The 26,641-nt window shown below is 58.1% G+C and carries 24 protein-coding genes; 12 read left to right on the top strand and 12 right to left on the bottom strand.

Annotated features, from left to right (window positions below):
* Positions 1 to 159 precede the first annotated feature (159 nt).
* Positions 160 to 1,284: a beta-ketoacyl-ACP synthase III gene (locus EBB79_RS15580; RefSeq protein WP_127749748.1), complete on the bottom strand. Its 1,125-nt coding sequence runs from the start codon at positions 1,282 to 1,284 to the stop codon at positions 160 to 162.
* Between the two features lie 309 nt (positions 1,285 to 1,593).
* A complete protein-coding gene (gene carB / locus EBB79_RS15575) occupies positions 1,594 to 4,953 on the bottom strand; it encodes a carbamoyl-phosphate synthase large subunit (RefSeq protein WP_127749747.1) in 3,360 nt (1,119 codons plus the stop codon).
* A gap of 186 nt (positions 4,954 to 5,139) precedes the next feature.
* Between carB and EBB79_RS15570 the strand changes: the two genes are divergently transcribed.
* From EBB79_RS15570 to EBB79_RS15550, 5 genes are all read left to right on the top strand, one after another.
* Positions 5,140 to 6,288, top strand: coding sequence for an aminodeoxychorismate synthase component I (locus EBB79_RS15570; protein ID WP_127749746.1), 1,149 nt, complete (start codon positions 5,140 to 5,142; stop codon positions 6,286 to 6,288).
* Positions 6,228 to 6,914, top strand: a complete 687-nt coding sequence (locus tag EBB79_RS15565) for an aminotransferase class IV (protein WP_127749745.1) — start codon at positions 6,228 to 6,230, stop codon at positions 6,912 to 6,914. Before EBB79_RS15570 ends, EBB79_RS15565 begins: the two co-directional genes overlap by 61 nt.
* A gap of 82 nt (positions 6,915 to 6,996) precedes the next feature.
* Positions 6,997 to 8,850, top strand: a complete 1,854-nt coding sequence (gene aspS / locus EBB79_RS15560; protein ID WP_127749744.1) for an aspartate--tRNA ligase — start codon at positions 6,997 to 6,999, stop codon at positions 8,848 to 8,850.
* A gap of 213 nt (positions 8,851 to 9,063) precedes the next feature.
* A complete protein-coding gene (locus EBB79_RS15555) occupies positions 9,064 to 10,449 on the top strand; it encodes a DUF1800 domain-containing protein (protein WP_127749743.1) in 1,386 nt (461 codons plus the stop codon).
* Positions 10,450 to 10,464: 15 nt separating this feature from the next.
* Positions 10,465 to 11,679 carry a DUF1501 domain-containing protein gene (locus EBB79_RS15550; RefSeq protein WP_127749742.1) on the top strand — a complete coding sequence of 405 codons (1,215 nt, stop codon included), beginning with the start codon at positions 10,465 to 10,467 and terminating at the stop codon, positions 11,677 to 11,679.
* A gap of 331 nt (positions 11,680 to 12,010) precedes the next feature.
* Here the strand turns inward: EBB79_RS15550 and EBB79_RS15545 are convergent, their stop codons facing one another.
* On the bottom strand, positions 12,011 to 12,730 hold the full coding sequence (locus EBB79_RS15545) for a response regulator (protein WP_127749741.1): 720 nt from the start codon (positions 12,728 to 12,730) through the stop codon (positions 12,011 to 12,013).
* Between the two features lie 178 nt (positions 12,731 to 12,908).
* On the opposite strand from EBB79_RS15545, the gene mce reads away from it, so the two are divergent.
* A complete protein-coding gene (gene mce, locus EBB79_RS15540; protein ID WP_127751029.1) occupies positions 12,909 to 13,313 on the top strand; it encodes a methylmalonyl-CoA epimerase in 405 nt (134 codons plus the stop codon).
* 36 nt (positions 13,314 to 13,349) lie between these two features.
* Complete coding sequence (locus tag EBB79_RS15535; RefSeq protein ID WP_127749740.1) at positions 13,350 to 13,625, top strand: DUF1467 family protein; 276 nt, start codon at positions 13,350 to 13,352, stop codon at positions 13,623 to 13,625.
* A gap of 47 nt (positions 13,626 to 13,672) precedes the next feature.
* Here EBB79_RS15535 and EBB79_RS15530 read toward each other — a convergent pair whose 3' ends face one another.
* Positions 13,673 to 14,365, bottom strand: coding sequence for an EI24 domain-containing protein (locus EBB79_RS15530; protein WP_127749739.1), 693 nt, complete (start codon positions 14,363 to 14,365; stop codon positions 13,673 to 13,675).
* Positions 14,362 to 14,940, bottom strand: coding sequence for a nitroreductase family protein (locus EBB79_RS15525; RefSeq protein ID WP_127749738.1), 579 nt, complete (start codon positions 14,938 to 14,940; stop codon positions 14,362 to 14,364). The genes EBB79_RS15530 and EBB79_RS15525 overlap by 4 nt, the downstream gene beginning before the upstream one ends.
* Positions 14,941 to 15,117: 177 nt before the next feature.
* Between EBB79_RS15525 and EBB79_RS15520 the strand changes: the two genes are divergently transcribed.
* Positions 15,118 to 15,405, top strand: a complete 288-nt coding sequence (locus EBB79_RS15520; protein WP_127749737.1) for a DUF167 domain-containing protein — start codon at positions 15,118 to 15,120, stop codon at positions 15,403 to 15,405.
* Here the strand turns inward: EBB79_RS15520 and EBB79_RS15515 are convergent.
* Positions 15,381 to 15,620: a hypothetical protein gene (locus EBB79_RS15515; RefSeq protein WP_127751028.1), complete on the bottom strand. Its 240-nt coding sequence runs from the start codon at positions 15,618 to 15,620 to the stop codon at positions 15,381 to 15,383. The genes EBB79_RS15520 and EBB79_RS15515 overlap by 25 nt on opposite strands.
* Before the next feature lie 151 nt (positions 15,621 to 15,771).
* On the opposite strand from EBB79_RS15515, the gene EBB79_RS15510 reads away from it, so the two are divergent.
* Both EBB79_RS15510 and EBB79_RS15505 read left to right on the top strand, forming a co-directional pair.
* A complete protein-coding gene (locus EBB79_RS15510; protein WP_127749736.1) occupies positions 15,772 to 16,488 on the top strand; it encodes a M48 family metalloprotease in 717 nt (238 codons plus the stop codon).
* 3 nt (positions 16,489 to 16,491) lie between these two features.
* Positions 16,492 to 16,881 (top strand): YigZ family protein, encoded by a 390-nt coding sequence (locus tag EBB79_RS15505; protein ID WP_164860830.1) that lies wholly within the window; start codon positions 16,492 to 16,494, stop codon positions 16,879 to 16,881.
* 297 nt (positions 16,882 to 17,178) lie between these two features.
* Here EBB79_RS15505 and EBB79_RS15500 read toward each other — a convergent pair whose 3' ends face one another.
* Complete coding sequence (locus EBB79_RS15500) at positions 17,179 to 17,421, bottom strand: CDGSH iron-sulfur domain-containing protein (protein ID WP_127749735.1); 243 nt, start codon at positions 17,419 to 17,421, stop codon at positions 17,179 to 17,181.
* On the opposite strand from EBB79_RS15500, the gene EBB79_RS24680 reads away from it, so the two are divergent.
* Positions 17,415 to 17,759, top strand: a complete 345-nt coding sequence (locus EBB79_RS24680; protein WP_202977623.1) for a diacylglycerol kinase — start codon at positions 17,415 to 17,417, stop codon at positions 17,757 to 17,759. The genes EBB79_RS15500 and EBB79_RS24680 overlap by 7 nt on opposite strands.
* A 206-nt stretch (positions 17,760 to 17,965) precedes the next feature.
* Here the strand turns inward: EBB79_RS24680 and rimO are convergent, their stop codons facing one another.
* Complete coding sequence (gene rimO, locus EBB79_RS15490; RefSeq protein ID WP_127751025.1) at positions 17,966 to 19,372, bottom strand: 30S ribosomal protein S12 methylthiotransferase RimO; 1,407 nt, start codon at positions 19,370 to 19,372, stop codon at positions 17,966 to 17,968.
* A gap of 294 nt (positions 19,373 to 19,666) precedes the next feature.
* Between rimO and EBB79_RS15485 the strand changes: the two genes are divergently transcribed.
* A complete protein-coding gene (locus EBB79_RS15485; RefSeq protein WP_127749734.1) occupies positions 19,667 to 21,604 on the top strand; it encodes an AsmA family protein in 1,938 nt (645 codons plus the stop codon).
* Between the two features lie 131 nt (positions 21,605 to 21,735).
* On the opposite strand, the gene EBB79_RS15480 is transcribed toward EBB79_RS15485, so the two are convergent.
* From EBB79_RS15480 to EBB79_RS15465, 4 genes are read right to left on the bottom strand one after another with little or no spacing between them, the layout of a single operon-like run.
* Positions 21,736 to 23,232 carry a phosphomannomutase/phosphoglucomutase gene (locus EBB79_RS15480; protein ID WP_127749733.1) on the bottom strand — a complete coding sequence of 499 codons (1,497 nt, stop codon included), beginning with the start codon at positions 23,230 to 23,232 and terminating at the stop codon, positions 21,736 to 21,738.
* Between the two features lie 23 nt (positions 23,233 to 23,255).
* Complete coding sequence (kdsA, locus tag EBB79_RS15475; RefSeq protein ID WP_127749732.1) at positions 23,256 to 24,089, bottom strand: 3-deoxy-8-phosphooctulonate synthase; 834 nt, start codon at positions 24,087 to 24,089, stop codon at positions 23,256 to 23,258.
* Between the two features lie 4 nt (positions 24,090 to 24,093).
* Positions 24,094 to 25,782, bottom strand: a complete 1,689-nt coding sequence (locus EBB79_RS15470) for a KpsE/RkpR family capsule polysaccharide export protein (protein ID WP_127749731.1) — start codon at positions 25,780 to 25,782, stop codon at positions 24,094 to 24,096.
* Positions 25,760 to 26,419, bottom strand: a complete 660-nt coding sequence (locus EBB79_RS15465) for an ABC transporter ATP-binding protein (RefSeq protein WP_127749730.1) — start codon at positions 26,417 to 26,419, stop codon at positions 25,760 to 25,762. The genes EBB79_RS15470 and EBB79_RS15465 overlap by 23 nt, the downstream gene beginning before the upstream one ends.
* Positions 26,420 to 26,641 lie beyond the last annotated feature (222 nt).

Raw genomic sequence — 26,641 nt, 5'->3', positions numbered from 1 at the left:
ATCTGAACACGCGGCCTGAATTCCTCTTGATGGGCCGGTCCTCGGTCCCGGGCGCATAACTTCCAAATGTCGCCTGGTAAAAAAGCGGAGCACTCCTGCGGCGTGCACTGGGTTATTCGGATTTGACTTTGCGTCTTGCCAACTGGGCAGCCAGATAAACTACCCGTGGCGGCGCAGGATCACTGAGCCGACCGAGTAACCGGCGCCAAATGAGCAGATCAAGCCGAGATCGCCCGCGTCGAGATCGTTTGAGTGTTGCGAGAAGGCAATGATCGATCCGGCCGAGGACGTATTGGCATAATCCTGTAGGATATTGGGCTGTTCACCCGGTTCGGGCGTGCGTCCCAGTACCTTTTTGCCGATAAAATCATTCATCGCCTTGTTGGCCTGATGCAGCCACAGCCGTTTCAGGTCGGTGTTGGTAATGTCATTGTCCGCCATGTGCCCGGCGATATGCTGGGCCACCATTGGCAGCACTTCCTTGAACACCTTGCGGCCGTTTTGCATGAACTGCATGTCGCGGCGGTCTTTGACCCCATCCGGGCGCGAGCGGCGCAAGTAGCCATTGTTGTTGCGAATGTTGTTGGAAAATTCGGTGGCGCAGCGGGTTGATAGGATTTCAAAGTGCGCGCCTTGGGCTTGGTCCTTACGCTCGATCAGCGTGGCGGTGGCGACATCGCCAAAGATAAAGTGGCAGTCACGGTCGCGCCACTCCAGGTGCCCCGAGCAGATCTCGGGATTGACCACCAAAGCTGCACGCACCGAGCCCGAACGCACCATATCAGCGGCGGCCTGAATGCCGAAAGTGGCCGAGGAACAGGCGACGTTCATATCAAAAGCAAAGCCCTGAATGCCCAGCAGATTCTGGATCTCGATTGCAATAGCGGGGTAGGCGCGTTCCAGGTTTGAGGCAGCGCAGATCACCAGATCCACATCGGCTGCTGTGCGTCCGGCCTGGGCCAGTGCCTTTTTCGCGGCGTCCAGCGCCATTTCCGCCATGATTGAGGGCTCATCATCGCTACGCTGGCGCAAGTGCGGGTACATGATATCGGGATCCAGCACGCCGGTCTTGTCCATCACATAACGTTGCTCAATGCCGCTGGCTTTAAGGATGAATTCCTCGGAGGAATGCGCCATCGGGGCCATTTCACCAACGGCTATGGCCTCGGCGTTCTCGGTGTTGACGCGGTCGGCATAGGCGTTGAAGGCCTGCACCAGTTCAGCGTTGGTGATGATCTGAGAGGGGGTAAAGACCCCGGTTCCGGTGATGGCTGGAGTGTACATGGCGTGGCGCTCTGGGTTTTTCAAAGTGCCTGCAATTTGGTCATCTTAACCTTGTGAGGTCAAGGTCAGCGGCAGGGTTCCGCCGGGGAAGGCTGGCAGGTTCGCCTTGTAATTCAAGGCCACGGCTGACCTTGGGGAGGCGTATAAACGCCTTTTCGTGGGAAGGTCAGGCGTTGGCCGGCGGTGCCGGGCAGAGTGTTGGAGGCAAAACCCCGGCCACAGGGACCGGGGTTTTATAGTTTCTTACGATCTGGCGCTTCGTCCGTGCGCAAGCGAAACGCCCCATTGGGGCGTCTCCGGGGAGCTTACTTACCCCTGTAGGGCTTTCACCTCAACTTCGCCCTCGGCCTGCGCCTTAATTGCCAGGGCGGCGGCGTTGGCGCCGGCGGCGGTAGTGAAGTAGGGGATCCGGTCATAGAGCGCCACGGCGCGCATGTCCTTGCTGTCCAGTACCGCCTGCGTGCCTTCGGTGGTGTTCATCAGCAGCTGCACATCGCCGTCTTTCAGCATGTCGATGACGTGCGGGCGGCCTTCATAGACCTTGTTGACCCGCTCGCAGGCCACGCCGTGACCGTCCAGCCAGGACTGCGTGCCGCTGGTGGCCACCAGGGTCAGCCCCTGCGCCACCAGAACCTGAGCGGCCTCCAGCATCAATGCGCCCTTGTCGGCGTCCTTGATCGAGATGAACGCCTTGCCCGAAGAGGGCAGAACCACTCCGGCCCCCATTTGAGCTTTCAGGAAGGCGCGAGGAAAATCGCGGTCCCAGCCCATGACTTCACCGGTGGAGCGCATTTCAGGCCCGAGGATGGTGTCAACGCCAGGAAAACGGGCAAAAGGCAACACCGCCTCTTTGACCGAGAACCACGGCATGTTGGGATCGGCCAGCGTCATTGCGTCGCCCAGAGGCAGCACGTCGTCATACTTGGCGTCGGCCTTATAGGGCTCGCGCAGAGGGAAATTGCTGAGTGGCTCACCGGCCATGACGCGGGCAGCAATCGATGCAATGGCGCTGTCAGTGGCCTTGGCGACAAACGGCACCGTGCGGCTGGCGCGTGGGTTGACCTCGATCAGGTAAATCACCCCATCCTTGATGGCGAACTGAATGTTCATCAACCCGACCACATTCAATCCCTTGGCCAAGGCAAAGGTCTGCGCCTTGATCTCGGTCAGAACATCGTCCGACAGTGAATAAGGCGGCAGCGAGCAGGCGCTGTCGCCCGAGTGGACACCAGCCTCTTCGATGTGCTGCATGATGCCGGCAACATGCACGTCCTTGCCGTCGCAGATCGCATCCACATCCAGTTCCACCGCGCCAGACAGATAGCTGTCCAGCAGAACAGGGCTGTCACCAGACACCACCACCGCCTCAGCGATGTAGCGCTCCAGCTGTGCCATGTCGCGCACGATTTCCATCGCGCGGCCACCCAGCACGTAAGATGGGCGGATCACCAGAGGGAAGCCGATTTCACCGGCAATTTCCAGCGCCTGCGCGTCAGTCGAGGCGATGCCATTGGTTGGCTGTTTCAGGCCCAGCTCGTTAACCAAGGCCTGGAACCGCTCACGGTCTTCGGCCAGATCAATTGCGTCAGGTGTGGTGCCAAGGATTGGAATGCCCTCGGCCTCTAGTGCGTTGGCCAGTTTCAGCGGAGTCTGGCCGCCGAATTGAACGATCACACCGTGCAGAGTACCGTTTTGCTTCTCAGTCTCGAGAATTTCCATCACGTGCTCAAATGTGAGCGGCTCAAAATACAACCGGTCCGAGGTGTCATAGTCGGTCGACACGGTTTCGGGGTTACAGTTGACCATGATGGTTTCGTAACCAGCGTCGGTTAGCGCATAGCAGGCGTGACAGCAGCAGTAGTCAAACTCGATCCCCTGACCAATCCGGTTTGGTCCACCGCCCAGAATGACCACTTTTTTGCGCTCACTTGGACGGGCTTCGCATTCCGCCTCGCCCATCATCGGGGCCTCGTAGGTCGAGTACATATAGGGTGTCTGCGCTTCGAACTCGGCGGCACAGGTGTCGATGCGTTTGAAGACGGCAGTGACACCCAGCGCGCGGCGGGCTTTGCGGACATCGGTTTCAGCGGCCGCGGTCAGATTGGCCAGACGGGCATCGGTGAAGCCCATCATTTTCAGGTTGCGAATGCCGCGTTCGTCCGTTGGCAACCCGTTGGCGCGCAACTCGGCTTCGGCCTCGATGATCTCGCGGATACGGGCCAGGAACCAGGGGTCAAACATGGTGACGCCGTGGATTTCATCATCCGACAAGCCATGGCGCATTGCCTGCGCGATGGTGCGCATGCGGTCCGGGGTCTGCAGGCTGATTGCTTTGATTACAGCGGCCTTCTCGGCGCCTGCATCCTCCCATAACCCAACCGAGACACCGGGAATGTCGATCTCGTCAAACCCGGTCAGATCGGATTCCATCGACGCCAGCGCCTTTTGCAGGCTTTCGTGGATGGTGCGGCCAATGGCCATAGTCTCGCCGACCGATTTCATCGCAGTGGTCAGGTATGGTTCGGCGCCTGGGAACTTCTCAAATGCAAATTTCGGGATCTTGGTGACAACATAGTCGATGCTCGGCTCGAAACTGGCCGGTGTCACCTTGGTGATGTCGTTGTCCAACTCGTCCAGCGTGTAGCCCACTGCCAGCTTGGCGGCGATCTTGGCAATCGGGAAGCCGGTCGCCTTGGAGGCCAGCGCCGAGGAGCGGCTGACCCTTGGGTTCATCTCGATTACCACCATACGACCGTCGGCAGGATTGACCGCCCATTGCACGTTGGATCCGCCAGTTTCCACGCCGATTTCGCGCAGCACGTTGACCGAGTGGGTCCGCATGATCTGGAATTCTTTGTCGGTCAGGGTAAGCGCCGGAGCAACTGTGATCGAATCACCGGTGTGCACACCCATCGGGTCGATGTTCTCGATCGAGCAGACGATGATGGCGTTATCGGCAGTGTCGCGCACCACCTCCATCTCAAACTCTTTCCAACCCAGAAGGCTCTCGTCGACCAGGATCTGATTGACTGGCGAAGCATCCATGCCGGTGCGGCAGAAATGCACATAATCGTCGCGGTTATAGGCCACACCGCCGCCAGTGCCGCCCATGGTAAAGGCGGGGCGGATGATGGCCGGAAGGCCAATGTCCTCTAGTGATTCAAGCGCGATGCGCACGCCTTCGTCCAGGTCCGCTTTGCCACTGTCCAGATTGGGGGCGGTGACGATGGTGGCGCGCGGGTTCTCGATGCCCAGACGGTCCATCGCCTCGCGGAACAATTTGCGATCTTCTGCCATTTCAATGGCATCGCGAGAGGCACCGATCATTTCGACGCCGAATTTCTCCAGCACGCCCATCTCTTCCAGCGCCAGCGAGGTGTTCAACCCGGTCTGTCCGCCCATAGTGGGCAGCAGCGCGTCAGGGCGTTCTTTCTCGATGATTTTGGCGACCACTTCGGGGGTGATGGGTTCGATATAGGTGGCGTCTGCCAGGCCGGGGTCTGTCATGATTGTCGCGGGGTTGGAGTTGACCAGAATGACCCGGTAACCTTCTTCGCGCAGGGCCTTACAAGCCTGTGCACCCGAGTAGTCAAACTCGCAGGCCTGGCCAATAACAATAGGTCCCGCACCAATAATCATGATCGATTGGATGTCGGTTCTTTTTGGCATGGCCATATTCCTTTGATGTGCGCGAGTCGTGAGCGCCCCCATGCGCCCAAATTGTCATGGGTTATAGGCCTCGCGAGGAAAGGTGCAAGGGGGATCGGAAACGAGATGACAATTGCCGCAAATACCGCTTTTGTTCGCATAGCGAACGTTTATACGACTCCTTACGGACAATTGGAGTAACCCAAAGTGCGCATCCGCTTTGATCAGGGGCCCAGGGGGCCGGGGACCTGTTTCAAGACCCCACATCGGGTGATCCGTGCGGATCATCCGCATCAGGTGCCAGCGGCACTGGAGGATCTGGATGCTGCGCGGGCGGCTGGTGGCTGGCTGGCGGGTTACGCCAGCTATGAGCTGGGCTATGCCTTGGAGCCAAAGCTGGCGTCGCTGATGCCCGACGACCGTCAGTTGCCGTTGATGTGTTTCGGGGTCTATGACGCTCCGGTGGCGAGAGTAGGACAACTCCCGGCTATGGCGACCAAAACGGGACTGCACGATATTACGCCCCGTTGGGGTTTTGACCGCTATGCCGCAGCCTTTGCGCAGGTGAACCGCAATATCGGTGCCGGGGATATCTATCAGGCCAATCTGACCTTTCCCCTGGATGCCACTATGTCTGGCGATTACGATTCGCTGTATGCGGCGCTAGTGGATGTTCAGCCCGTCGGCCACGGGGTCTTGGTCGAACAGGATGATCTGCCGGATCTGTTGTCGCGCTCACCCGAATTGTTCTTTCGCACCGACGCAGACGGCCTGATCGAAACCCGCCCGATGAAAGGCACACAGCCACGCAGCGCGGATCCGACTGAGGATGCGGCCCGGCGCGATTTTTTGCAACGCGATGAAAAGAATCGCGCCGAGAATCTGATGATCGTCGACCTGCTGCGCAATGACATCAGTCGCGTGGCGCAACTCGGATCAGTCTGCGTGCCCGAACTCTTCGCGGTCGAGACCTACGCGACGGTGCATCAGATGGTGTCGACGGTTCAGGCGCAGCTGCGCCCCGGTGTAGGATTGGCCGAAATCCTGTCGGCGCTTTTCCCATGCGGGTCGATCACCGGTGCGCCGAAAATTCGTGCGATGCAGATCCTGGCTGAGTTGGAACCCGACCCGCGCGAGATCTACTGCGGCACTATCGGCTGGGCGGCCCCCGACGGGCAGTCCAGTTTCAACGTGGCGATCCGCACGCTGATGGTCAAAGATGGCAAGGCAGTGATGAATGTCGGCGGCGGTGTGGTCTGGGACAGCACCGCCGAACTGGAATATGAGGAAGCCCTATGGAAAACCCGATTTGCCCGCCAGACACTCCAGCCCCAGACGCCCACGACTATGCCCTGATCGAAACCTTTGGCTACCACCCGGAACAAGGCATCGCCCATGCACCGCTGCATGTGCACCGTATGCAGGCCTCGGCTGAGGCACTGGGGTTTATGTTTGATCGCCGTGCGGTGATGCAGCAGATGGAAAGTATCACCTCGGCGGTGCCGCTGCGCTGCCGGTTGACGCTGGACCGGGCTGGAGTGCTGGACCTGACCACAGCCGCGATGCCCGCCAAGCTGGGCCAGATGCAGTTTGTGATTGCCGATACCCGATTGCACTCAGGCGATGCGCTGCTGCGCCACAAGACCACCCGACGCGATGTCTATGACTGCGCAAGGGCCGCCCTGCCTGCGGGTATAACCGAGGCCCTGTTCCTGAATGAGCGCGGCGAGGTCTGCGAAGGCACTATCACCAATATCACCATCACCACAGCTGACGGCGATCATCTGACACCGGTGCTGAACTCGGGCTGTCTGCCGGGGGTCTATCGGCAAAAACAGCTGAACAGTGGGCGGTTGTCCGAGGCGGTATTGACGCTTGCTGACCTGAAATCGGCACGCAGTATTCACCTGATCAACGCGCTGCGTGGGGCAACACCAGCGATTTGGGCGCCCCAGTGCAGTCAATTCACCCAGTTTGCTTGACAATAGCGTCGCAACCCTGTGTATCGGCCCGGACGAATTCCGCGCTTTGTAGCGCCGATCCCGAGTGACGAAAGGTCAAATCATGCACGCCTATCGCAGCCACACCTGCGCCGCCCTGACTGCCGCCAATGTTGGCGAAACCGTTCGCCTGTCTGGCTGGGTCCATCGTGTCCGCGATCATGGCGGCTTGCTGTTCATCGATCTGCGCGATCACTACGGTATCACTCAGGTTATGGCAGACCCCGACAGCCCGGTCTTTGCCGAGCTGGAAAAAGTGCGCTCGGAATGGTGCATCAAGATCGAAGGCAACGTGCTGGCACGTGACGAAAGCCTGATCAACAAGGCGATCCCAACCGGCGAAGTCGAAGTCTTCATTCGCGATATTGAGGTCCTGGGTCAATCTGAAGAACTGCCACTGATGGTGTTCGGCGATCAGGAATACCCGGAAGAAACCCGCCTGAAGTATCGCTACCTGGACCTGCGCCGCGAGGCGATGCAGACCAACATGAAACTGCGTTCGGATGTTGTGACCTCGATGCGCAAGCGCATGTGGGAAAAAGACTTCCGCGAGTATCAGACACCGATCATCACTGCGTCCTCTCCCGAAGGCGCGCGTGACTTTCTGGTCCCATCGCGTCAGCATCCGGGCAAGTTCTACGCCCTGCCACAGGCCCCCCAGCAGTTCAAACAGCTGATGATGGTTGCCGGGTTCGACAAATATTTCCAGATCGCGCCGTGTTTCCGCGACGAAGACCCGCGCGCTGACCGCTCGCCAACCGATTTCTACCAGCTTGATCTCGAGATGTCCTTTGTCGAGCAGCAGGACGTGTTCGACACCATCCAGCCGGTGCTGCAAGGCGTGTTCGAAGAGTTCGGTGGCGGTCGCAAGGTCGACGATGTCTGGCCGCAGATCTCGTACAAAGATGCCGCGCTGTGGTATGGCACCGACAAGCCCGACCTGCGCAACCCGATCAAAATGCAGGTGGTCAGCGATCACTTCCGTGGTTCTGGTTTTGCCATCTTTGCCAGCCTGCTGGAAAACGAAGGCACTGAAATTCGCGCCATCCCAGCCCCCAAGGGCGGCAGCCGCAAGTTCTGTGACCGGATGAACAAATTTGCCCAGGGCGAAGGTCTGCCGGGCATGGGCTATATCTTCTGGCGTAAACAGTCGGCGGATTCCATTGCTCAGGAACGCGGCATCACCGTCAAAGAAGTCAACGCCATGGTGAAATCTGGCGAGATCACTCTGGGGAACGAGGCGGCAGGTCCGCTGGCCAAGAACATCGGCCCCGAGCGCACCGAGGCGATCCGTCAGCAGTTGGGGCTGGACGTTGGCGATGCAGCGTTCTTCTTAGGCGGCAAGCCCAAGGCGTTCGAAGCGGTCGCAGGCCGGGCCCGTACCGCCATCGGCGATGAGCTGGGACTGACCGACCTGAACCGCTTTGCCTTTGCCTGGATCGTGGATTTCCCGATCTACGAAGCTGATGAGGAAACCGGCAAGATCGATTTCGAGCACAACCCGTTCTCGATGCCGCAGGGTGGTATGGACGCACTTCTGGGCGATCCGCTTAAGGTGTTGGGCTATCAGTACGATCTGGCCTGTAACGGCTACGAGCTGGTGTCGGGTGCGATCCGGAACCACCGTCCTGAAATCATGTTCAAGGCCTTTGAAATTGCAGGCTATGGCAAGGACGAGGTCGAAAAGCGCTTTGGCGGCATGGTCAATGCCTTCCAGTACGGTGCTCCGCCCCACGGTGGCTGTGCCGCTGGTGTCGACCGTATCGTGATGCTGCTGGCAGACGAGGCCAACATCCGCGAAGTGGTGATGTTCCCAATGAACCAGCGCGCCGAAGACCTGATGATGAATGCGCCCAGCGATCCAACTTCGGATCAGCTGATGGAGCTGGGACTGCGGGTGATCCCACAGGATCAGTGATCCCACTGATTTGCGTAGTCAAGATCAAAGGCCTGGGGTTTCCCCGGGCCTTTTTTCATGAGCAAGGCCACGGTCTGTTTGCATGAGCAAAGAATGGCTGCTTGAAAAAATACCGCCGGAAAATTCTGCACCATGGGTATAACTATTGCGAACCCGCACAGGCACCACAGCCTTGGCCGTCGCCGCGGTAATTAAGACGCTGGGAGCAAGATTATGAAGGTTTCACCTGCGCTGGCAGAGATCCGGTTTGGTTGCGGATTGTCGCCAGACTTGACGCCGAAGGGCTCGACCGAGGACATATTGCACCGGCTTGCCGGCCCCGACCACATGGCTGCCGCCCATCCAATCGCCGATTTTGATAGCCTTTGGCTGCTCGCGGGGGCCTACACTGAGCTGCGTCGACAGCGGCGCAAGACGAGGGGAACCGAGGCCTACGAAGATGTGAATGAGCAATACAAGATCATGCGCCGCGAGGCGCGGTTCGACCGGACCCGCTGGTTCGGACAACTCATTCTACGTCACAGTCAAACCGAGGATGGGTTCCGCGAAAGATTGGCCTTGTTCTGGGGCGATCACTTTACGGCGCAGGGAAAAACCGGTTTGGTGAAACTGATGGGCGCACCCTATGTGGAGACAGCGATCCGGCCCTATGTTTCTGGCACCTTTGCCGATCTGTTGATCTCGGCTGTTACCCATCCAATGATGCTGGACTATCTGGATCAGAACAGATCAATTGGTCCCAATAGCCAACTTGCCCAAAATTCAAACCGCTCCAGGGGATTAAACGAAAACCTGGCACGTGAAGTGATGGAGCTTCACACCCTGGGCGTTGACGGGCCCTATACGCAGCAGGATGTCCGACAACTGGCTGAGCTGTTTACAGGGCTTAGTTTCAAACACAAGACAGGGTTCCGGTTTAATGCGAAGATGGCAGAGCCGGGCAGCGAAACCGTGTTGGCAAAGGATTATGGGGATGATCCGGCGCAGTTGGGCCAAATCCATGCGGTTCTTGGCGATTTGGCGGTCCACCCTGCAACGGCAGACCATATTGCCCGTAAACTGGTGGTGCATTTCGTCTCGGATCAGCCGGATCCTGCCCTTGTTGACCATATCGCGGGCCGGTTTCGCGACACCGGTGGTGACCTTGCCCAAGTCTATGCGGCCCTGTTGGAACACCCTGTCGCATGGGTTCCGGGCCTGCAAAATGTAAAACCGCCGTTTGATTTTGTCGCCAGTGCCTGTCGTGCCCTGGCGATTCAGCCAGCCCATGTGAACCGGGCAAATCCAAGGAAGCTTGCCAAGCGGTTGATAAGGCCACTGGACCTGATGGGGCAGCCCTGGGAACACTCAATTGGCCCTGATGGATGGCCCGAAGAGGACTCATCCTGGGTCACGCCACAGGGGTTGGCGGCCCGGATGCGTTGGGCGATGCTGGCGCCGCGCCAATTGATTAAAGTCCTGCCACCACCCGACATTTTTGTCGAAACCAGCCTGGGTGAATTTGCCGATGGGTCGGTGCAATTTGCGGCACGGGCTGCCGAAACTCAAGCTGAGGCGATAGGGTTGGTGCTGTCTTCTCCTGCCTTTCAGCGCCGCTAACAAGAGGACAAAATCATGACATTGAACCGTCGCCAATTTCTGACCCGCTCAGCCGTCATCGGATGTTCCGCCGCTGCCAGCCCCTTGTTGACCCCTGTTAGTTTTGCCGCCGCTCCCTGGGACACCCGGTTGGTTGTGATCATTCTGCGTGGCGGTATGGATGCATTGGATATGGTGCAGCCTTACGGGGATGCCAACTATGCTGGCCTAAGGCCGACCTTGACCGGTGGTCCTGACAATGGCGGACTGGATCTGGACGGATTTTACGCGCTGCACCGCGGCTTAGCCCCGTTGATGCCGCTGTGGAAACGGCAAGAGCTGGGTTTTGTGCACGCTGTTTCTACCCCGTACCGCAATCGCCGCAGTCATTTTGACGGTCAGGACCTGCTCGAGGCAGGGACGGCGGAACTGGGGCGGTCTGACGGGGGATGGCTGAACCGCATGTTGCAGCAGATGGGCGGTGTTGAAACCCGGACCGCATTTGCCATCGGTCAAGGAGAGATGAAACTGTTGCATGGGGGGGCGCAGGTCACGGACTGGAGCCCGGACGCGGCATTGAACTTAAGCCCTCAAGCCAGGGTGCTGGCCGAACAGATGATGCAGCATGACCCGTTGTTCCACTCGGCTTTGGCCGAGGCACTGGACCTCTCGGAAAATGAATCCATGACGTTGGATCAATCTGAAAGTGACGGGGGCATGATGGAAATGACCATGCCTTTGCCCACGCGTGGTAAGTCGCATTTGAAAATTGCCGAATTTGCCGCCGAGCGATTGCGCGCTGAAACCCGAGTGGCCGCCTTTTCGATCAATGGATGGGATACGCATTCCAATCAGTCAAAGGGGCTAGGCACCGCACTCGGGCGGTTGTCAGATACAATTCTAGCCCTGCGCAATGGGGTTGGTGGGGCGACCTGGGGGAAGACGGCGGTACTGGCGATGACGGAATTTGGCCGTACCGCCCGCGAGAACGGCTCCAAGGGCACTGATCATGGGACCGGCGGCGCCATGCTGCTGGCAGGAGGAGCCATTCGCGGGGGCCGGGTGCATGGGCGCTGGCCCGGGTTGGAGGAGGCCGATTTGTTTGACCGGCGCGATCTGATGCCCACTGCGGATGTGCGGGCCCAGGCGGCCTGGATCATGCGGGGACTTATCGGCGTTGATCAGGCGCAGCTGGAACAATTTGTCTTTCCAGGTCTCGACATGGGGGCTGATCCGGGGCTGCTTTTGTGATCCGCCAAAGGGCAGGGCCTGTCGGTCACGGTGCTTTTGCGCCTATGCCGAAATATCAATTATAAAGAGTTCAACCGACGATGTGCAGGGCCATCAGTGGTCGTGCAACGACGATGACGTTGAGACTTGAAACAAGGGTCAGGCCAGGTGCCACAGTGGGCGCAATACTCAGGGTCCCGTTCACTTGTCCGACGGAAGGCCCCCTAAAACCTCGGTCTCATACAGGTCATTTGCAGCCCTGTTGCGGCGAATTCTACCCGCCGCAAATCTGGCCCGCCCATAAAGAGCGATGGCCAGAGCGACCCCAGCTAGCAGAGCGGCTTCCAGCACGTCAGATCGCTAACTTTTGGCTTAGACGATCCTGAACCAACCCAGCGATCCGGGCGGCCTCGGTGGCCACGGGACGGCCTGCGGACAGCGCCTGTGTCAAACCCGTCGCGGCCTCTGCCAGCGAATGGTCACCAACGCTGCGGGCTACCCCACCCAGGAACTGGGCAACATAGTTCAACATTTTGTCCTCTTGTGCGACGTTCAGGACATCTGCGACATGGGCCATGTCATCCTGAAAGGCCAGCAAATCCGGGTGGATAACCTCATCCGGCAGGTCCACCGCGCCAATAGGTTGGCGATCAGCGGGCAGCCGTGAGAGAATTGCCTGCTGAAAGGCTGCCAGAGAGGTCACTGGTTTTGCCAGAAACCCGTCCGCACCAGCGGCGAGTGCTGCATCTTGACCGGTATCATCACCCGAGGTGCCCAGCACGACGCTGACGCGCGGACTGGCGCTTACAGCTTCTTCGATCAAATCTACACCAGATCCATCAGGCAGGCCCAGATCAACAATCAGAACCGAGGGGCGGTAGACTTGCAAATGTCGTCGGGCAGATTTCAGACAATCAGCTCTTCGAATGCGGGCACCACTGCGCAGACACAACAGGCGCATCGCTTCGCAGGCATAGCGGCTGTCCTCAATAACTAGAATGGTCAGCCCCAATAGGGGGCGCCGGGTGGTGGGTTGGCGGTGTGCAGCGGCAAACAGGTCCGAATCGTCCATAACACTTGCTCCTTTCGGCAGAGGCCCTGACGCTATGGAATCGAAGCTAATTCCCGGTTAACGCGGCGAATGCCCCATCTAAGACGGTAATTACTGCAGGGTTGGGCGCATTGGCGCACTTGCCGCTCCGCTTGTCAGCCGGCATAAACGCAGCAAATTCCAGACGGGAGATATGATGATGATTGGCCGGTTGAACCATGTGGCGATTGCGGTGCCTGACCTCGAGGCGGCGATGGCGCAATATAGGGACACTTTAGGGGCCACTGTTGGGGCGCCACAAGATGAACCTGATCACGGCGTGACCGTGGTCTTCATCGAATTGCCCAACACCAAGATCGAATTGTTGTTTCCACTGGGGGATAACTCGCCGATCATTGGATTTCTGGAGAAAAATCCGTCTGGTGGCATCCATCACATCTGTTATGAGGTCGACGATATCCTGATCGCACGCGATCATCTGCTGGCAAAAGGCGCGCGGATACTTGGCTCGGGCGAGCCAAAAATAGGTGCCCACGGCAAACCAGTGCTCTTTTTGCACCCGAAAGATTTCAATGGCTGCCTGGTGGAACTCGAACAGATCTAAGATTACACAGTCCGAAACTGAAAAAAGGCGCGCGACATGTCAATTACATCCGGACTGGTGCTCTATGCGGTGATCTGGTTCCTGAGCTTTCTGGTGATTATCCCCATTCGACTGGAAACTCAGGCCGATAAGGGAAAGGTGGTGCCCGGTACACATTCCAGTGCACCGGAAAATCACTACCTCAAGCAAAAAGCCATCATAACCACCGGGGTGGCAGTGGTGCTCTGGGCCCTGATCGCTGGAATCATCCTGTCAGAGGTGATCAGCGTCAACGACTTTGACTGGCTGGATGTTTATCCGGACCCTGAATAGGCCAGCAGCCCTTGCGACCCCAATGGCCGCAAGGGCAAAACCCAAGATCAGCCCCGCCTTTGTAGCGCGTGATATATATGGGTGAATGTCGCGGCACCCAGAATTGGGATCACCAGGTTAAGCAGCGGGATCGACAGTGGCATGGCCATCAATGTGCCTGCCAGCCAAATGGTGCCCAAATGCTTTCGGCGCAATTTCTTGGCCTCGGGCAGGCCAACACGGCGGGCCGCAGCCAGCGTGAAATACTCACGCCCCAGCAGGAACCCATTTAGGCCCCAGAATATAAACACGGCCGCAGGTGGTATCAGCGCATAAAGGATCAGCGCCAGAACGTTCGCCGAGATCAACACGCCCAGGAAATTCACCGTATCCTTAAGGGCCTGCCAAAACGCTGTTTTGTCCGCCGCAGGCAAATAGGGGAAATGCTTATCCTCAACCGCCTGCGCCACCTCATCCAGAAACATCGAGGTGATCGCCGAGGCAACGGGCACCATCAGGAACATCGACAAGATCAACATGAAAATCAGCGACCCGATCGACAATAGGTCATCCAGCCAGCGCACTTCACCCAGCAGCGGAACTGTTGCATCGGGACCAACAAGCCACTGGATCAGAACCAAAAAGCAAGCATAAGCTGCGATCAGCAACGCCAGGGACAAGCCAATACCCAAAGCCAGGACCCTGCGAAACCTTGGATCCCCTATCTGCGCAACAGCCTTGAAAAAGGACTCGAAAATCATGCGCTGACCCAGGTTGTGATGGCGGATACATCGGGCCGCGGTCGCTCAGGTGGCTTGCTGCTTTCAGTTGCGATATGGATCAGACCAGCGATGCGTTCATTGCCCGCCAGTTCAAAAGCATCGCTGCAAAAGCCTGCGTCGTGGCTGACCCAACCAGACAGCCAGTTGGCCCCCCAACCTGCCGCAAGAGCCGCATTCAATAGGCTCAGGCAGACAGCACCGGCTGAATAGGTCTGCTCGATAGCCGGAACTTTCTCACTTGGCGATTGCACTTCCACAACGACGACAGCCAGTTGCCCGAGTTCAAACTGACTGCGACCCTTGGCAATATCTGCCGGATCCTTACCCAATCGTTCCCCTGCCTTGGATGTAAGCTCTGCCAGCCGCGCCATCGCACCGCGTTCCACCACGATAAACCGCCAGGGTTCTAGCTTCCCATGGTCCGGCGTGCGTGCCGCCGCTGTCAACAGCGGCTCCAATTCAGCCCGGGTTGGGGCAGGTGCGACAAGTGTCTTGGCAGGGCGTGACCGGCGGCTGAGCAGAAAATCCAGCGCGGCAGAGTTCTGAAGGGGCATATGTAAAGCCTTATTACATTCTATCCCTCCCATTTCGGCAGACCAAGCAGGAATTTCAAGGCAAAAAGCAAAATCAACTCCGCGTTTTTCCCGATCCGCTTCATCTGGCCAGAAATATCCCCGCCGGAGGCTTGAAAATATTGGCAATCCCTCTCGTCGCAGGGCAACACTACCCGCATGGGAAAACCAAAAAGCAAAGACCTACCAGACCTTGGTCACCTGGCTCAAACAGGGACGGAAATTGCGGTGCGTGTAACCCCCAAGGCTGCGCGCAATGCCATACAATTCAAAAATGGCCAACTGCGCATATCAGTCACTGTGGTGCCTGAAAATGGTAAGGCCAACGACGCTGTGCAGGGCCTGTTGTCCAAGGCCATGGGGGTCGCGCCGTCTTATCTGCAGTTAAAACGCGGACAGGCCGCCCGCGAGAAACTCTTCGTCTATTCGGGGCCTTCGCGCAATTGATACACGCCTTCTGGCAGGTCAAGCGCAACTGAAAGGTCGCGCACCTGATCTTGTGACAGCGTAATCAAATGCACCCGGTCTGTGCGTGGGTCATACTGCTCAATGGTGACACATTCCGCAAAGGAGTTGATAGTGACATCCTCCAGTAACGGGGCCTCGCCCTCATCCAGAAGGGTGATCACTGTGGCGTCAAATTCATGTTCTATGGTAAACATTCCACCAGCTTGCCCCGCGACTGCACTGCTGGCAAGGCCTTGCACCATCACGGTATCTTTTACTCAATATGATGCCGACAATGACACAGCGCAATTGATCCCAAGGCGTAATATCCTCTAGTATTGGATGCAGGTGGTCCAGGAGAGTGTCATGCGCCGATTGTTATTGCTATTGGTCGTTTCTCTCGCTGCTTGCGAAATCTACGAGCCCCCCATCGCGGGACAAGGAGCCAGCCTGCAGAACGCAGGCCCACAGGGCGCGCTCAGTGGTGGCTCCGCCAGTGCATCCTTTGCTTTCGTATCTCGATCTGTTGAACCGGTGGCCGAACGCGAATGCCGATCCAGGACGCAAGGGCTGAATTGTGACTTTTTGATCCGTATCGATCCGGATCGTAACGCTCCGGCCAACGCCTACCAAAGTCTGGACAGATCGGGGCGTCCGGTGATCACCTTTACCCGAAAAATGCTCGCTGACCTGTCCAACCCGGACGAGCTGGCCTTTGTGATGTCGCATGAGGCGGCCCATCACATTCGCGGCCACCTGGCACGGCAACAGCAAAACGCCGTATCTGGCGCGATTATTTTTGCCGGGCTGGCAACCATCGCTGGCGCCAGTGCCAGTGATATCGTCGACGCGCAGGATTTGGGTGCAATGGTCGGCGCCCGCAGTTACTCCAAGGATTTTGAGCTAGAGGCGGATCAGCTAGGGACAATTATTACCCATCAGGCTGGATTCAGACCCAGCGTTGGCGTGCAATTTTTTGGCCGCCTGCCTGACCCCGGCGACACATTTCTGGGCACTCATCCAGCCAACCATGATCGGGTGAAAATCGTGCAGCAGACCATTCGCCAATATAACCTGAACTGACATATGACCCGTTCACCTTTACCCAAACAAAAACTCATGCAGCTGGGTGTGATCCTGACGGATCGCGGGTCGCGCTATGCCGTATCCGGTGCACCCGTGACAACTCGCGACGAGATTGATGTAGTCCTGACCGAATTAAAGCGGGACCGATCCTACGCCAAGGCCACCCACAACACTTGGGCCGCGCTGTTGCCCAGCGGTGGGCTTAAGGCGGATGATGGTGAAAGCGGGGCGGGCATGGTGATACTGCGCATGCTGGAACGCGCAGAGCTGCAAAGCCATGTCATCATCGTAACGCGATGGTATGGCGGTAAGAAGCTGGGCGGTGATAGGTTCCGGCGGGTGCAAGATGCGGTCCGCGCCTATCTCGAGGACCAGAACCTCTCTGGGTAACGGATTGACCCCCAGCCGCAAAAACAGACAGGTTTCTGTAGAATTGATGGTCGTTGCGGGCTTTGGACCAATCCCGTCAGGCCAAAGGTATTTGGCCCTGTTCAATTGCAATACAGGAATGCACATCCCTTTCGATCTCCCACCCAGCATTGACCTCAAAGTCTCCCGCCCTCGCGCCAGGCATTGGCTACGCCAATCCCCGTTGCGATGTTGGGCCCGGCGCCGCGTAGCGGCGCTTGGCCCAACGGCTGGAGGCATCTATGATGCCGGACAGCGGGCGGGAGCCGTTAGTGGTGATTAGAGCTTGCTGTGACTGCCATCACAAAGCGGTGCTTTGGTCGAGTGTTTGCAGCCGCAGAAGAACAGTTTCTTGCTGGCTTGCGCGGTGTATTTGATCGGCTCAAAAGGGCCGCCCTTGTGCGACCCATCGCAGAACGGCTGCTTGCTGGATTTGCCGCAGGCGCACCAGAAATAGGATTTTCCTTCGGTCACTTCGACGGGAAACGGGGCCTTTTGGGCAATGGTTGGTGGGGATGACATGGCTTGGGGGCTCCCTGGCTGGTTGTCTCCCCTGCAACTTTGCCAAATTACGGGCTTCGGTCAAGCCAACAGCTTGTAACCGTCGCGCCGTCGCGCCGGTTTGGCGGCATGGAATTTTTCCTGAACCGGTTAAAATACCGCATAATCTGGAGCTGCTCCGGCTGCCGATGGAAACCGGCGAGCACGGCCTGATCCCGGCGCTGGGCGTGTTGGTTCTGGCGGCCAAGCTGTTCAATACCGCGATTGAGCGGGTGGTGGATTATATATCAGCAGAGCAGCACCCGCTGGCCGGGCAGGTCAAGGACGCGGGCAGTGCAGGGAGGGCACCCGCTGCATGAATCCCGTATAGGGCGCGGGGTTGTGAGTTTTGGCGTTGTAGATCAGATGGGCGGGCATGGGCTTCCTCCAGTTGAACAGAGGGAGCCCGGCAGGTGTCGTTGGGGGTGGCTCTGGCCGCACGTCGCTAGAAAACGTCCGCAGTACTACTTATCGGAGTTTCCAGGGCTCCGCCCATGCATTTTTGAAACACTCTCCCAGAGAGTTTCTAATTCGAAATGCATCCCCACAAATCATACTCGCCGGCCTCATCCACCTCGACGGTCACCAGATCGCCAGCTGACAATCCTTCGGTGCCTTCATCAATAAACAAGTTGCCGTCAATCTCGGGGGCGTCGGCCTTGGTGCGGCAGGTGGCGATGCCGTCTTCGTCGATGTCATCCACGATCACCTGCATCACCTGACCCACCTTAGCCTCCAGCTTGGCCTCGGAAATCGCCTGCGCCTTTTGCATGAAGCGTTCCCAACGCTCTTGCTTCAGCTCTTCGGCGACATGATCGGGCAACTCGTTGGAGCGCGCACCCGCGACGTTTTCATATTTGAAACAGCCAACCCGGTCCAGCTGTGCTTCGTCCATCCAGTCCAGCAAGTGCTGGAACTCTGCCTCGGTTTCCCCAGGGTAGCCAACGATAAAGGTCGAGCGCAGGGTGATGTCGGGGCAGGTGGCGCGCCAGGCGGCAATCTCGTCCAGGGTTTTGGCGCCAGCAGCGGGGCGCGCCATGCGTTTCAGCATATCGGGGTGTGCATGCTGAAACGGGATGTCCAGATAAGGCAACACTGCGGTGTCGGGATCGGCCATCAGCGGGATCAGCTCGCGCACAAACGGGTAGGGATAGACGTAATGCAGCCGCACCCACAGATCCTGCGCAGAGCCCAGTTTGCCCAGCTCACGGGTCAGGTCGGTGATATGGCTGCGGACCTCATCGCCCTTCCACGGGTTCAGGTCGTGTTTGCGATCCATGCCATAGGCCGAGGTATCCTGCGAGATCACCAGCAGTTCACGTACTCCGGCGGCGACCAGTTTCTCGGCCTCGCGCAGCACGGCGTGGGCCGGGCGCGACGTCAGACGGCCACGCATATCCGGGATGATGCAGAACTTGCAGCGGTGATTGCAGCCTTCCGAGATTTTCAGATAGCTGAAATGGCGCGGGGTGAGCTGGACGCCGGTGGCAGGCAGCAGGTCGACAAAGGGATTCGGATCTGGCGGCACGGCGGCATGCACTGCGTCCAGCACCTGTTCGTATTGATGCGGGCCGGTGACGGCCAGAATGCGCGGATGGTGCTCACGAATGTAATCTGGCTCGGCCCCCAAGCAGCCGGTAACGATCACCTTGCCGTTCTCCTTCAGCGCCTCGCCGATCGCATCCAGGCTTTCGGCCTTGGCACTGTCGAGGAAACCGCAAGTGTTGACGATCACCGCATCGGCTCCGGTGTAATCCGGAGAGATACCATAGCCCTCGGCTCGAAGCCGGGTCAGGATACGCTCACTGTCGACCAGCGCCTTGGGACAGCCCAAGGATACCATGCCAAGAGTCGGCTGGCCTGCGCGCGGCGCATCACCGATGTGCAGTTTCGGGGCAAGGTCGGGGCGGAGCTCTGGCGGATTGCTGGTCATGTGGGGCCGTATAGTATGGCTGGCCGCGTTTGGGAATGGAGGATTTTGCATGGCTGTTGCCCGGAGTTGTCTTGTTGCTGGGTTCGACCGATCAGCATTTCACGGGTCTTACGTTCGGTGGTTCACCGAGCCGCCCTTGACCTTCCAGTGAAACCGAAGATTTGCCTCTGACAAATCGGAAAGGCGCATTGAACCTCCCCATGGTCAGGCGTACCCCATCGCACGTGGGCGCATCACGCATTGCACCCCGGCCTTGTTCCGTTACTCTGGTCGCAAACAGACAGGGAATTGGCCATGCGGTTTTTGTTTCGGATATTTGTGGCGCTGGTGATCACCATCATCGTAGTGATCGGTGGTTTGCTGCTGCTGCCGGGGGATAGGTTGGCCGAGCTGGTCTCGGATCAGTTAGAGGCGCAGACGGGGCGCAAGCTGGGTGTCAGCGGCGAAGTCGGGTTGTCGGTCTGGCCGGTATTGGGCGTCAGTGCCAAGGGCGTCAGCCTGTCAAATGCCGATTGGGCGGGGGATCAGCCGATGTTGACGGCCGAAAGCCTGTCGGTTGGTATTTCAGCGCCAGACCTGATGAATGGCGATGTTCGGATCAAGTCGATCACCGCCAAAGCGCCGCATCTGAACCTCAGCACCAATGCCAGCGGTGAGGGTAATTGGCTGCTGACACCCGCCCTGGACGGAGGCCAAACCGATGCAGTCGCGGGGGACAGCACGGCTGAGGGCGTCGGTGCGTCACTCAGTATCGAGGCGCTGATGCTAAGCGGAGCCAGCGTCACCTATGCAGCCCATGGTGAACCCGTGGTCGAGTTGCAGGATGTCGATCTGGCGCTGAAATGGCCAGAGCCCAACGGCACTGTTGATGTCGTGATGACCCTGCATCGACCCGAGGCGCCGGTGCAGATCAAAGGTGAAATCGGCACCTTTGCGGCGTTTCTGGATGGGCAGGTGGCCTCGGTTGGGGCGACGGTGACCATGGCCAAGGATGTTGCGCGCTTTGACGGTCGCGCCGGGATCAGCGGCGAGGCATCGGGGCGGCTGACGTTCAAGACCGAGGACACGGCGCGGGCCCTGCGCGTGGTTGGGGTGGCGGGTATTTCGCTGCCCCGTGGGCTGGGGCAGACTGTGACGGCGGGCAGTGATCTGACTTATACTCCGGATGGCAAACTGACGCTGCGGGATCTGAACCTGGATCTTGACGGCAATGTTGTGACGGGGGCGGTAGACCTGACGCTGGGTGAGGTGCCCTATTTCACTGCTAAGCTGGCAGCGCAGGATCTGGACCTGACGGCACTGACTGCGGCAGGGGGCACAGCTGCGGCGGACAGCTCCGGGGCGGCTGGCTGGTCGAGTGAAATCATCGATGCCTCGGGTCTGGCGCTGGCAGATGGAACGCTGGAGTTGAGTGTCGCCAGTCTGGATACTGGCAGTGTCAAACTGGGCGCGAGTAAGCTGAACCTGTCGATCGACAATGCGCGTGCTGTTTTAAGTTTCCTGCCGGCCTCGGTTTTTGGTGGCACGGTGCAGGGGCAGGTGGTGGCCAACAATCGCAATGGCCTGTCGGTTGGCGGCAAGCTGAACTACGCGGGTATCCGTCTGGAGCAGGCGCTGGGGCAACTGGCAGGATACGACCGGTTGAATGGCGAGGCCTTGGGGGAATTGCAGTTTTTAGGTGTCGGCAATTCGCAGGATGCCATCATGCGCTCGCTGAGTGGTAAGGGCTGGCTGGAAATCGGCAAGGGGTTCTTTACCGGGTTTGATCTGGAGGGGTTGATGCGATCAGGGGGTGGCAATGGGGGCAGCACCGTGTTTGATGGTCTGACTGCCAGCTATACGCTGAAGGACGGCAATCTGGACAATCAGGACCTGTTGATTTCGCTGAAGGCGGTGCGGGCCGACGGGAAGGGGCGAATTGGTTTGGGTGCGCAGGATCTGGATTACCTGTTTACGCCAACCGCGACGGCAGTAAATGGGGGGCGGGGGCTGTCGATTCCGCTGCGGATTACCGGCCCTTGGGCTGATCCCAAGATCCGGCCCGACCTGAGCCAGGTGCTGGAGGCAGAGATCGACGGGATCGAGGAGCAAGCCACCGAGCAGTTGCTGCAGAAACTGAGTGAAGAGTTGGAGGTTGAGATCGCGCCAGAGCAGGATCTTGAGGAAGCAATCCAGGATGGGCTGGAGCAGCGGGCCAAGGATAGTTTGTTGCGGCTGTTGCAGGGGAATTGATCGGGGTTGATCAGGGGTAAAGGCTGGGGCGCTGCCCCAGACCCCGGGATATTTTTGGCCAGATGAAGTTGGGGATTTTCAGTGGTCTAGTCGGAGATGTCGCGCCAGTTCTGCGTGGCGCGACTGTTTTGTCAGATGCTTTGGTCGTAGTCGCCAACCAGAGGCTCGGTGCGGATGACGGCATCGATGTCGGCAAAGATTGCGCGCATTTCCGCCTCGCTGGTTGAGCTTTCGCAGACCACCACCAGATTGGGGGTGTTCGACGAGGCACGGACTAGGCCCCAGGAGCCATTGTCAAGGATCACGCGGGCGCCGTTGACGGTGACCACCTCTTTGATGGGGCGCCCAGCCAGCGGTTCATTGGCGTCGTGTTTGGCCACCAGTTTAGCGACTAGGCGATCTAGCACCTGGTATTTTTCGGTATCGGCGCAATAGGGTGACATGGTGGGCGTGGCCCAGGTTTTGGGCAGTGCCTTGCGCAGGTCGGACATTTTCATGTCTGGATTGCGGTCCATCAGTTTGCAGATCTCGACTGCGACGCGCATGCCGCAGTCATAGCCACGACCGATGGGTTCAGCCAGAAAGTAGTGACCGGATTTCTCAAACCCAGCGAGAGCGCCAATTTCCTTGACCCGGCGTTTCATGTGGCTGTGGCCAGTTTTCCAATAATCCGCAGTGACGCCGTTTTTCTGCAACTCAGGGTCAGAGGCAAACAATCCGGTGGATTTCACGTCTGCGACAAAAGTCGCATTTGGATAAATCTTGGACAGATCACGAGCCATGATGACACCGACCTTGTCGGCAAAAATTTCCTCGCCCTCGTCGTCAACCACACCGCAGCGATCACCGTCGCCGTCAAACCCCAGCGCAAAATCCGCAGCAGATGCCCGCACGCTGTCAGCCATGTCGTGCAGCATTTCCATCGCCTCGGGGTTGGGGTTGTAATGGGGGAAGGTGTAGTCCAGATCGTTATGGCTGGGGACTACTTCGACGCCGATGCGTTCAAACAATTCGGGGCCAAAGGCGGCGGCAGTGCCGTTGCCGGTGGCGCAGACAACCTTAAGCGGGCGGGACATTTTGAAGTCACCCACCAGGTCGTCAAGATAGGCCTCTTTGACGCCATCAACGAATTCATATGCGCCGCCGGGACGGGCGATGCCCTCGCCGTTGAGCACGATGTCGCGCAGCTCGCTCATTTCATCCGGGCCATGGGTAAGAGGGCGTTCAAAGCCCATCTTGACCCCAGTCCAGCCATTGGGATTGTGACTGGCGGTGACCATGGCGACGGCAGGCACATCCAGGTGGAACTGGGCGAAGTAGGCCATTGGAGACACGGCTGGACCGATGTCCTTGACCTGAACACCACCCTGCATCAACCCCAAGATCAGGGCGTTTTTGATGCTGAGAGAATAGTCCCGATAATCGTTGGCCACGGCAATGACCGGATCAATTCCACGCGCATGCATCTGGGTTGCCAGTCCAAGACCCAAGGCTGTGATACCGGGCAGATTAATCTCGTCCGGGTATTTCCAACGGGCGTCATATTCGCGAAAGCCGGTTGGCACAATCATCGGATCACGCAGGAAATTCCAGGTATTGGGGGTCACTGGAGAGATAGGCTTTGTCATCAGGAAAACTCTTATACGCTAAATTAAAAGGTCATTGGGTTGGCTTTGGCCAAAGCGTCAAAAGCCATCAGGGTTTCGATCAATTGTGGCATTTGATCGAGATAGATCATGTTGGGGCCGTCGGATGGTGAACGGTCTGGGTCCTCGTGGGTCTCGATGAAAATGGCCCCCACACCGATAGCGGCAGCGGCGCGGGCCATAACCGGTGCGAACTCGCGTTGGCCACCGGTTGAGCCACCTAGGCCGGCAGGTTGCTGAACCGAGTGGGTGGCGTCCATCACAACCGGATAGCCAGTGGCCCCCATCTGCGGCAGTGACCGCATGTCGGTGACCAAAGCATTGTAGCCAAACGAGGTGCCGCGTTCGGTTAGCAAGATGCGGTGATTGCCGGTGCTCTCGATTTTGGTGACGATATTGACCATGTCCCAGGGGGCCAGAAATTGACCCTTTTTGACATTGATGGCGGCGCCGGTTTCAGCCGCAGCCAGCAGCAGGTCGGTCTGACGACACAGCAAAGCCGGGATCTGCAGGATATCGCAGACGGCAGCGGTCGGGACACATTGCTCGGCGGTATGGACATCCGTTAGAACCGGCACTCCGATGGCCTGTTTGACACTGTCGAGCATTGCAAGACCTTCATCCATGCCCGGTCCACGAACACCGCTGATCGAGGTGCGGTTGGCCTTGTCGTATGAGGCCTTGAATACATATTGTGCGCCAACGGCGTCGCAGGCCTCTTTCATTTTGCCTGCGATCATCTGCGCATGATCAGCACTTTCCAATTGGCACGGGCCAGCAATAAGGGTCAATGGGCGGTCATTGCCGATAGTAAGGTCGGCGACTTGAATATTTTTCATGAGATTACGATGAAACCTGTTCGCGAAGGATGGACGCTGTGAGCGAGAACATCAGATAGATACCGGAAAAAATCAGGAAAGCCAAAATCGTATTTTCAAATTTCCGTGGATAAGAGGCATCCTGGCTTGGGACGGGGCGGACGGCAGTGGTCAGGTAGCGTACCTGGCGGTTGGCCTCCATGCGGGTCTGTTCAACCTGTTGCAGGGCTGATTGCAACATCAGGTCACGAGTCGCAAGATCAGCCTGCGCCATCTGAATCTGCACACTAAGGCTGGCCAGCGAGTTTTCGCCTGCAGAGGCGTCAAGCATGCGTTGGTTCAACCGGTCAATAACAGCTTGCAGCCGTGCTATATCGGCACGGGTACCAGCGACCTTGGCCTTGTTGGGGCGCGCGTTGTCCAGCAATGCTGCCAGTTCCAGTTCGTTTTCCTGCACTTGGACCTCAAAGGTGCTGATCTGCGAGCGCAGGGACACGATCAAGCCTTCGGGATCCAGGACCGAGCCCTGCTGCTGCAGTCGCACCAATGATTCTTGGGCAGAGCGGCGCTGAAACTCGGCGTTTTCCATTGCGGATTCAGCATCCAGCATCTGATTTTCGCGTTTCGCGCTGGATAGCTCATTCACCATATCTTCGGCGTATGTGATCAGATTCTGCGCGAATTGCGCCGAGACTTCGGGGTCGGCAGCGGACACTTCCATCCGGATGACCCCTTCGGTGGGATCATAGCCAATGGTGACGTTGCGGGAATAGGTTTTATAGGCTTCTTCGTTGGTGGGCTCGGGGTTCAGGCGCTGAATCGGATCGATCCAGTCCTGCGAGAAGTGAGATTTAAAACCAATATCCCGGTCCAGTCGCAACATGGCCTCTTTAGACTGCAAGAAGCTTTGCACAGCGATGGAATCCTGGCTGGTGGCAAACTGGGTGCCGCTGAGCAGCCCGCCCAAACCTGCACCACCGGAATTGTCGGCCTTCAGGATTAAGAATTCAGACTTGGCGGCATACATTGGCGTTGCAACAGCGTAGAAATAATATCCCGTCAGGATCGTTGGCAACATGACAAAAAACGCCAGCCGAGCCATCAGCAGCGCCAATTTTCGGCGACGGCGATTGCTGATATCACGCTGGATGGTTTGAATGTCACGATTGCGCCGCTCTGCCGGGCTCATCTCGGTTGAGGGCAGGGTGGTTTTGGCTGCTGGTACGGTCTGAGGCAGCTGTACGTCGCCAGGGGCACCATGAATGCCGTCGGCAGGAATTTTGTTTTGCGGAACCACAAGCTCCAGCATGTTAGATCGTTTGAACGGATCGATACCCTGTGCCCGCAGCAGACGGACCGCGTCAAAATCCGAGGTCGCAGGCAGTTTGTACTTTTGCGCCACACGACGCGCCATCCGCAATTGACGACCCGTCAGCCCTTCGCGGCGAATGGCGTCAATGTCAGTTTCTACGCCGATTTCATGGGCTGAACTGACCTGACCGCTGATCGGTGATTGCGTGTCGGGACCTGCTTGCATCTGCGCCGAGGCAGCGGCCGCTTCAGCCTCTGGGCCGGGCACTGATCTGGCCCGTGCGGGTCGCACCTGGGCAGGGTCTACCGGACGGGCGACGGGCTCAGCGCTCGCAGGTGCGGCACCGGGGGCTTCCGGATTGCGGCGGATGCGGAATTTTTTAGCCTTGGGTTTCGTAGTCATACAACTGTTTCGCTTCTTCCAAGGTTTCAAACATGTGCAGGTGCCCTTCCAGCAGCACGGCGGCCGAACGGGCGAATTTCTCAAGCGTCTGGGCCTGATGTGAGACGATAATGATGGTCGTGGTCTGCAGCCGCTCTTCTAGAATGGCGCCTGCCTTTTTGTTGAACTCAACGTCAGTGGTGCCCGGCATGCCTTCGTCAATCAGATAGATATCGAAGTCCAGCGCCAGCATCAACGAGAAGCTGAACCGGGAGCGCATGCCAGAAGAATAGGTTCCCACAGGTTGGTCGAAATACTCGCCCAATCCACACAGCCACCGGCAATAGGCCTCGACGTAGTCTGGGTCCAGGCCATAAAGTTTTGCAATATATCGGGAATTCTCAAAGGCAGATAGGCGGGAGACCACGCCGCCCATAAAGCCGAGCGGAAAAGAAACCTTGCTGGATCGCAGAATTCTTCCTTCGTCGGGTTTTTCCAATCCGGCCATCATATTGATCAGAGTTGTTTTCCCAGTGCCATTGGGCGCCAGCACACCTAAAGACTTGCCCAGCTCAACACGAAAGGAGACCTTATCCAGGATCACCTTGTATTGACTTCCAGTCCAAAAGGACTTGCTGACATTTGAAAATTCAATCATCGAAGTTCCGGTGCTGCCCGCTCGGCCCTTAGTTCGGGGCTCTTCTCACGGTTGATAATATAGGTGACGTGGCACCTTTCCCCTCCATATCAGAGGAGTGTTAACGGCTTACCTGGCCAATTTGGCTATATTATGTCGAATTGTAGCATAGTTTATCAATGGCCTATTAACCATAATCGCGGGTGAAGTGAGAGAAAGTCCAGGCCAGCAAGGTATTTTCCG

The sequence above is a fragment of the Parasedimentitalea marina genome (assembly GCF_004006175.1).
GTDB classification, from domain to species: domain Bacteria; phylum Pseudomonadota; class Alphaproteobacteria; order Rhodobacterales; family Rhodobacteraceae; genus Parasedimentitalea; species Parasedimentitalea marina.
This window is presented reverse-complemented; position numbering and strand designations above follow the sequence as displayed.

Coding starts and splice junctions, on each gene's coding strand:
- EBB79_RS15505 (WP_164860830.1), top strand. CDS start 16,492: ATGACCCGTTCACCTTTACCCAAACAAAAACTCATGCAGCTGGGTGTG.
- EBB79_RS15480 (WP_127749733.1), bottom strand. CDS start 23,232: ATGACAAAGCCTATCTCTCCAGTGACCCCCAATACCTGGAATTTCCTG.
- rimO (WP_127751025.1), bottom strand. CDS start 19,372: ATGACCAGCAATCCGCCAGAGCTCCGCCCCGACCTTGCCCCGAAACTG.
- EBB79_RS15535 (WP_127749740.1), top strand. CDS start 13,350: ATGTCAATTACATCCGGACTGGTGCTCTATGCGGTGATCTGGTTCCTG.
- EBB79_RS15510 (WP_127749736.1), top strand. CDS start 15,772: ATGCGCCGATTGTTATTGCTATTGGTCGTTTCTCTCGCTGCTTGCGAA.
- EBB79_RS15525 (WP_127749738.1), bottom strand. CDS start 14,940: ATGCCCCTTCAGAACTCTGCCGCGCTGGATTTTCTGCTCAGCCGCCGG.
- EBB79_RS15500 (WP_127749735.1), bottom strand. CDS start 17,421: ATGTCATCCCCACCAACCATTGCCCAAAAGGCCCCGTTTCCCGTCGAA.
- EBB79_RS15555 (WP_127749743.1), top strand. CDS start 9,064: ATGAAGGTTTCACCTGCGCTGGCAGAGATCCGGTTTGGTTGCGGATTG.
- EBB79_RS15465 (WP_127749730.1), bottom strand. CDS start 26,419: ATGATTGAATTTTCAAATGTCAGCAAGTCCTTTTGGACTGGAAGTCAA.
- EBB79_RS15565 (WP_127749745.1), top strand. CDS start 6,228: ATGGAAAACCCGATTTGCCCGCCAGACACTCCAGCCCCAGACGCCCAC.
- carB (WP_127749747.1), bottom strand. CDS start 4,953: ATGCCAAAAAGAACCGACATCCAATCGATCATGATTATTGGTGCGGGA.
- EBB79_RS15580 (WP_127749748.1), bottom strand. CDS start 1,284: ATGTACACTCCAGCCATCACCGGAACCGGGGTCTTTACCCCCTCTCAG.
- EBB79_RS15470 (WP_127749731.1), bottom strand. CDS start 25,782: ATGACTACGAAACCCAAGGCTAAAAAATTCCGCATCCGCCGCAATCCG.
- EBB79_RS15520 (WP_127749737.1), top strand. CDS start 15,118: ATGGGAAAACCAAAAAGCAAAGACCTACCAGACCTTGGTCACCTGGCT.
- EBB79_RS15485 (WP_127749734.1), top strand. CDS start 19,667: ATGCGGTTTTTGTTTCGGATATTTGTGGCGCTGGTGATCACCATCATC.
- EBB79_RS15545 (WP_127749741.1), bottom strand. CDS start 12,730: ATGGACGATTCGGACCTGTTTGCCGCTGCACACCGCCAACCCACCACC.
- kdsA (WP_127749732.1), bottom strand. CDS start 24,089: ATGAAAAATATTCAAGTCGCCGACCTTACTATCGGCAATGACCGCCCA.
- mce (WP_127751029.1), top strand. CDS start 12,909: ATGATTGGCCGGTTGAACCATGTGGCGATTGCGGTGCCTGACCTCGAG.
- EBB79_RS15515 (WP_127751028.1), bottom strand. CDS start 15,620: ATGTTTACCATAGAACATGAATTTGACGCCACAGTGATCACCCTTCTG.
- EBB79_RS15550 (WP_127749742.1), top strand. CDS start 10,465: ATGACATTGAACCGTCGCCAATTTCTGACCCGCTCAGCCGTCATCGGA.
- EBB79_RS24680 (WP_202977623.1), top strand. CDS start 17,415: ATGACATGGCTTGGGGGCTCCCTGGCTGGTTGTCTCCCCTGCAACTTT.
- aspS (WP_127749744.1), top strand. CDS start 6,997: ATGCACGCCTATCGCAGCCACACCTGCGCCGCCCTGACTGCCGCCAAT.
- EBB79_RS15530 (WP_127749739.1), bottom strand. CDS start 14,365: ATGATTTTCGAGTCCTTTTTCAAGGCTGTTGCGCAGATAGGGGATCCA.